The following is a 5,886-nucleotide window of genomic DNA, read 5'->3' on the forward strand; positions in this document are numbered from 1 at the left end:
GATCCGGGCATCTCGCTTGCAGAGCAGTGAATGCAGCCAAGGGGAGGAATGCCATGACGAACGTCAAGTGGATGATCAAGGCGCGCGAGTTCGTCAACTGCAACTGCGCCTATGGCTGCCCCTGCCAGTTCAACGCCTTGCCGACGAATGGATTCTGCCGCGCGGTGGTCGGCGTGGAAATCGAGAGCGGCTATCACGGCGACACCAAGCTGGATGGCTTGCGCTTTGCCGGTGTCTTCCGCTGGCCCGGCGCAATTCACCACGGCAGGGGTGAGGCGGCAGTGGTCATTGACGAGCGGGCGACCGAGGCGCAGCGCGGAGCGCTGCTTCGCATTCTCAGCGGTGAGGACACCGAACCCGGCGCGACCATATTCCAGGTCTTTTCGACTACATTGGAGACGGTCCACGATCCGATCTTCGCGGCAATAGACTTCGAAGTCGACATCGATGCCCGAGCCGCTCGCCTGCACGTGCCGGGCGTAACCTCGGGCCGCGGCGAGCCGATCAAGAATCCCGTCACCGGTGCGGAGCATCGGGCGCGCATCGACCTCACGCATGGTTTCGAATATTCGCTTGCCGAGGTCGGGCGTGGCTGGACCAAGGCGACCGGCCCGATCAAGTTCGAACTGGCGGACTCGCACAGCCATTTCGCCAATTTGCACCTCTCGCAAAGCGGCATCGTGCATTGACCTGATCCAATGATCGACACGGCTCTCGAGGCGGTGCTGCGGCGCGACCGCACAGTCGTGACGGCCGCGCTCGTCATCATAGCCGTGCTCGCATGGGTCTATGTGATGTGGCTCGCGGCCGACATGACCATGCAGAATGCTGCCGCCCCGAGCGCCGCAGTTGGCGATATGGCCGGCATGGACATGTCAGGCACCGATGCGGGCAATATGGATATGCCGGGCATGGATAAGGGTGGCATGGACATGGGCGCCACGATGGCGCCCGGCTTCCGCGCCTGGGCGCCAGCTGATTTCGCTTTCATCTTCGCCATGTGGGCCGTGATGATGGTTGGCATGATGACGCCGTCGGTGGCGCCGATGGTGCTGCTTTATGCCGGGGTCGGTCGCAAGGCGCGTGCGGGTGGGCGGCCCATCGCATCGACTGCATGGTTTTTCACCGGCTATCTGCTCGTCTGGGTTGCCTTCAGCGTGGTCGCGACCGCCGCGCAATGGCTGCTGGCCAGTCAGGCCTTGCTGAGCCCGTTGATGGCAACCAACAGTACGGTTCTCGGCGGCCTCGTCCTGATCGCGGCCGGCCTCTATCAATGGACGCCGATGAAGGGCGTCTGCCTGCAGCAATGCCAGGCACCGATCGCATTTCTGGCCAGTCATGGCGGGTTCCGCTCCGATCCGCTTGGTGCACTTCGATTCGGGATCGTTCATGGCGCCTATTGCCTCGGCTGTTGCTGGGCGCTGATGGCACTCCTGTTCGTCGGCGGCGTCATGAACGTGCTGTGGATCGCCGGCATCGCCATCCTCGTTCTCCTGGAAAAAACCGTCCCGACCGGGCAGTTGATCCCGCGCATCTCTGGCACGCTCATGGCGGCAATCGGCGCCTGGCTGCTCGTCCAGGCATCCTGAGCTGCGCTCCTCCCGTTTCCGGCGGCAATGCCATGCGACCGGGTTGCTCGTCATGCATTTAGTCTTTGGGTACGCCAATTCATTCCGGGATATTGGTGGCGCGTAGTAAATCCACGGGACAGATTTCGCCGGCGTAGTCCGGATCCGCGGGCGACCCGACTTTGCCGATTTTGTTTGCGCGGCTTGCTAATTTCATGACGCTCTTGGCTGCAATTCAGGCATTTGCGGCCGTTGGTTTTCAAACTCTTTCGAATTCGGTCATTTTCCTTGACCTCACGGGAATTATCGCCTTCGATGCCATTCGTGAATGGGAGGCGGCGCGTCGGTTGCGATGTGGGGTTCCGGGTATGGGCCGGAATGGGAGCTGCGTTCACACGGGAAAAGATCAGGGTTTGCCTGAAAAACAGAGAAAAGGGTCTGTGGGTCATGAAACATATTGCTATCAGCATTCTTGGCGCCGCCACGCTTGGGTTGATGGCGTCAGCCGCCTCGGCAACGACGCTCGACACCGTCAAGGCGAAAGGCTTCATCCAGTGCGGTGTCTCGACCGGCCTGGCTGGCTTCTCGGCGCCGGACGACAAGGGTGACTGGCAAGGTATCGACGCGGATTTCTGCCGCGCAGTCGCGGCCGCCGTCTTTGGTGACGGCACCAAGGTCAAGTTTACGCCGCTCAGCGCCAAGGAGCGGTTCACCGCGCTGCAGTCCGGCGAGGTCGACATCCTGTCGCGCAACACCACCTGGACCATCAATCGCGACACCGCGCTTGGCCTGAACTTCGTCGGCACCACCTACTATGACGGCCAGGGCTTCATGATCAACGCCAAGAAGCTGCCCGGCGTCAATTCCGCGCTGCAGCTTTCCGGTGCCGCCGTCTGCGTACAGAGCGGCACGACCACCGAGCTCAATCTCGCCGACTATTTCAAGGCCAACAAGATGGAGTACAACCCGGTCGTCTTCGAGAAGCTGGAAGAGGTCAACGCCGCCTATGATGCCGGCCGTTGCGACGTCTACACCACCGATCAGTCGGGTCTTTATGGTATTCGCCTGACGCTGGGCGCGCCGGCCGACCACGTCGTGCTGCCCGAGATCATCTCGAAAGAGCCGCTCGGACYGGCCGTGCGCCAGGGCGACGACCAGTGGTACCACATCGTCAAGTGGACCTATTTCGCGCTGCTCGACGCCGAGGAGCTCGGCATCACCAAGGCCAATGTCGACGAAATGAAGAACTCCGCCAGCCCGGAGATCAAGCGCGTGCTCGGCCAGGAAGCCGATACCAAGATTGGCACCGATCTTGGCGTCTCAAATGACTGGGTCGTCAACATCGTCAAGGCCACGGGCAACTACGGCGAAATGTTCGACCGCAATGTCGGCTCGGGGAGCCCGCTCAAGATCGCCCGCGGCATCAACGCGCTATGGACCAAGGGCGGCCTGCAATACGCTCCACCGATCCGCTGATCGAAATGTGATCCGGAAGGCAGATCGTCTGCCTTCCGGTTTCTCTTTCAGGGGACGGTCGAATGGCATCGCAGGAAGTTCTTCGCGAGGAGCCAAGTCGCGCTTCTCTCATAAATGATCCAAAAGTCCGCAGCATTTTCTATCAATGCCTGGTCGTCGCCTTGCTGGTGTCTGGTGTCTGGTGGATCGTTCACAACACGATCGTGAACCTGACGAACCTGCACATTGCCTCCGGCTTCGCCTTTCTGAGAGGCCGCGCCGGCTTCGACATTTCCGATACGGCGATCGCCTATACGTCGGACTCCACCTATGGCCGGGCCATCATCGTCGGCTTGATCAACACATTGATCGTCGCGTTTGTCGGCATCATCACCGCCACCATCATTGGTTTCATTGTCGGCATTGGCCGGCTGTCGCAAAACTGGCTGATCCAGAAGATCTGCACCGTCTATGTCGAGGTGTTCCGCAACATTCCGCCGCTGCTGGTCATCTTCTTCTGGTATTCCGGCGTGCTGGCCGTGCTGCCGGCCCCGCGCGATAGCATCAGCCTGCCGTTCGGATCGTTCCTCAACCAGCGCGGCTTCTATTTTCCGCGCGCCGTATGKGGTGACGGCTCCTGGCTGATCCCGGTGGGGCTGCTTGTCGGCATCGCCATGGCGTGGTTCGTCGCCCGCAAGGCGCACCAGCGGCAGATGGCGACCGGGCAGCAATTCCCGGTGTTCTGGACGTCGCTGGCGCTGATCATCGGGCTTCCGCTGCTCGCTTATGTGCTGAGCGGTTTCCCGGTGACCTTTGATTTTCCGAAGCAATCGACTTTCAACCTGACTGGCGGCTTCGTCGTCAAGCCGGAATTCCTGTCGCTCTATCTGGCACTGTCCTTCTATACCGCCGCCTTCATCGCCGAGATCGTGCGCGCCGGCATTCGTGGTGTTGCCAAGGGCCAGAGCGAGGCCTCGTCAGCTCTTGGCCTGCGTGCCGGCCAGGCGTTGCGGCTGGTGGTTGTGCCGCAGGCCATGCGCATCGTCATTCCGCCGCTGGCCAGTCAGTATCTCAACCTGACCAAGAATTCCTCACTCGCCATCGCCATCGGCTATCCCGACCTGACGGCAACGACCGGCACGGTGCTTAACCAGACCGGCCAGGCTGTCGAATGCGTGGTCATCATGATGGTGATCTATCTGGCCATCAGCCTTCTGACCTCGCTATTCATGAACTGGTTCAACGCCAAAATGGCGCTGGTGGAGAGGTAAGGACATGCAAGAACATGATATGTCCTGGGTTCGCACCGAAATGGCACTGGCGCAGCCGGCGCCGGCCGGCGTCACAGGCTTCAGCGCCTGGGTGCGCAAGAACCTGATTGCGTCGACGGGCGACACCATTTTGACCATCATCGGTTTCGCGCTGGTGGCGATGATCCTGCCGCAGATCATCAACTGGGCCTTCATCAACGCCGTTTGGACGGGACCTAACCGGACCGTGTGCGCCACGGTGGCGCAGGGCGGTATCCAGCCGGATGGCTGGTCCGGCGCCTGCTGGGCCTTCGTCAACGCCAAGTTCGGCCAGATCATGTTCGGCACCTATCCGGTCGAGGAGCGCTGGCGGCCGATCCTGGTTGGCATATTGCTGGTCGTGCTCATGGTGCCGATGCTGATGCCAAGCGTGCCGCGCAAGGGTCTCAACGCCCTGCTGCTGATCGTCGGTCTCCCGATTGTGTCGTTCTTCCTGCTGGTCGGTGGCGCGTTCGGTCTGGAACATGTCGAAACGGCGCGCTGGGGCGGCTTGCTGGTGACGCTGTCGCTGTCTTTCGTGGCCATCGTCGTGTCGTTGCCGCTTGGCATCGTGCTGGCGCTTGGCCGTCGCTCCAAGATGCCGATCGTAAAGATGCTGTGCGTCATCTTCATCGAAGCCGTACGCGGCATTCCGCTGATCACCGTTCTGTTCATGGCCAGCGTCATGCTGCCGCTGTTCCTGCCGCCGGGCGTCACGTTCGACAAGTACCTGCGTGCGCTGATCGGCGTGTCGCTGTTTGCCGCCGCTTATATGGCTGAAGTGGTGCGCGGCGGGCTGCAGGCGATCCCCAAGGGTCAGTATGAAGGCGCCGATTCGCTTGGCCTTGGCTATTGGCAGAAGATGTATTTCATCGTCATGCCGCAGGCACTGAAGCTGGTCATCCCGGGTATCGTCAACACCTTCATCGGCATGTTCAAGGACACCAGCCTGGTCACGATCATTTCGATGTTCGACCTGCTCGGCATCGTCAAGCAGAACTTCTCCGACGCCAACTGGGCGACGGCGCAGACCGCCAAGTCGGGTCTGATCTTCGCCGCCTTTGTCTTCTGGCTGTTCTGCTTCGGCATGTCGCGCTATTCAATGTACACTGAACGCCGACTCGACACCGGCCACAAACGCTAAACAAAAGAACAAGGGGATCCTGTCATGGCAACCGAAAATGCCGTTAGCGCGGAAGAGATCAAGGTCAACGCCGCCAAGATGCACATCTCCGACACCGATGTCGCCATCGACATCGTCGCCATGCACAAATGGTATGGTGAGTTCCATGTGCTGAAGGACATCAACCTGAGAGTGATGCGCGGCGAGCGCATCGTCATCTGCGGCCCGTCGGGTTCCGGCAAATCGACGATGATCCGCTGCATCAACCGTCTGGAAGAGCACCAGAAGGGCAAGATCATCGTCGACGGCAAGGAACTGACCAACGATCTGAAGAAGATCGACGAGGTGCGCCGCGAGGTCGGCATGGTGTTCCAGCACTTCAACCTGTTCCCGCATCTGACCATCCTGGAGAACTGCACGCTGGCACCGATCTGGGTGCGCAAGACACCGA

Annotated in this window: 6 protein-coding genes; all 6 read left to right on the forward strand. The window is 60.8% G+C overall.

The features are described from left to right. Positions 1 to 53 precede the first annotated feature (53 nt). Positions 54 to 689 (forward strand): DUF1326 domain-containing protein, encoded by a 636-nt coding sequence (locus tag ACXJ7R_RS22820; RefSeq protein WP_095086166.1) that lies wholly within the window; start codon positions 54 to 56, stop codon positions 687 to 689. Positions 690 to 698: 9 nt separating this feature from the next. Then, positions 699 to 1,589 (forward strand): DUF2182 domain-containing protein, encoded by an 891-nt coding sequence (locus tag ACXJ7R_RS22825; RefSeq protein WP_457153827.1) that lies wholly within the window; start codon positions 699 to 701, stop codon positions 1,587 to 1,589. Positions 1,590 to 2,015: 426 nt separating this feature from the next. Next, the gene (locus ACXJ7R_RS22830; protein ID WP_457153828.1) at positions 2,016 to 3,044 is read left to right on the forward strand and encodes an amino acid ABC transporter substrate-binding protein; all 1,029 of its coding nucleotides are present in this window, start codon (positions 2,016 to 2,018) and stop codon (positions 3,042 to 3,044) included. A gap of 62 nt (positions 3,045 to 3,106) precedes the next feature. After that, positions 3,107 to 4,294, forward strand: coding sequence for an amino acid ABC transporter permease (locus ACXJ7R_RS22835; protein ID WP_457153829.1), 1,188 nt, complete (start codon positions 3,107 to 3,109; stop codon positions 4,292 to 4,294). A 4-nt stretch (positions 4,295 to 4,298) separates the two neighbouring features. Next, positions 4,299 to 5,456, forward strand: a complete 1,158-nt coding sequence (locus ACXJ7R_RS22840; protein WP_095086157.1) for an amino acid ABC transporter permease — start codon at positions 4,299 to 4,301, stop codon at positions 5,454 to 5,456. A gap of 24 nt (positions 5,457 to 5,480) precedes the next feature. Further along, a partial coding sequence (locus ACXJ7R_RS22845; RefSeq protein WP_457153830.1) for an ATP-binding cassette domain-containing protein occupies positions 5,481 to 5,886 on the forward strand: 406 nt, incomplete at its 3' end.

The organism is Mesorhizobium sp. P5_C1 (genome assembly GCF_054049815.1).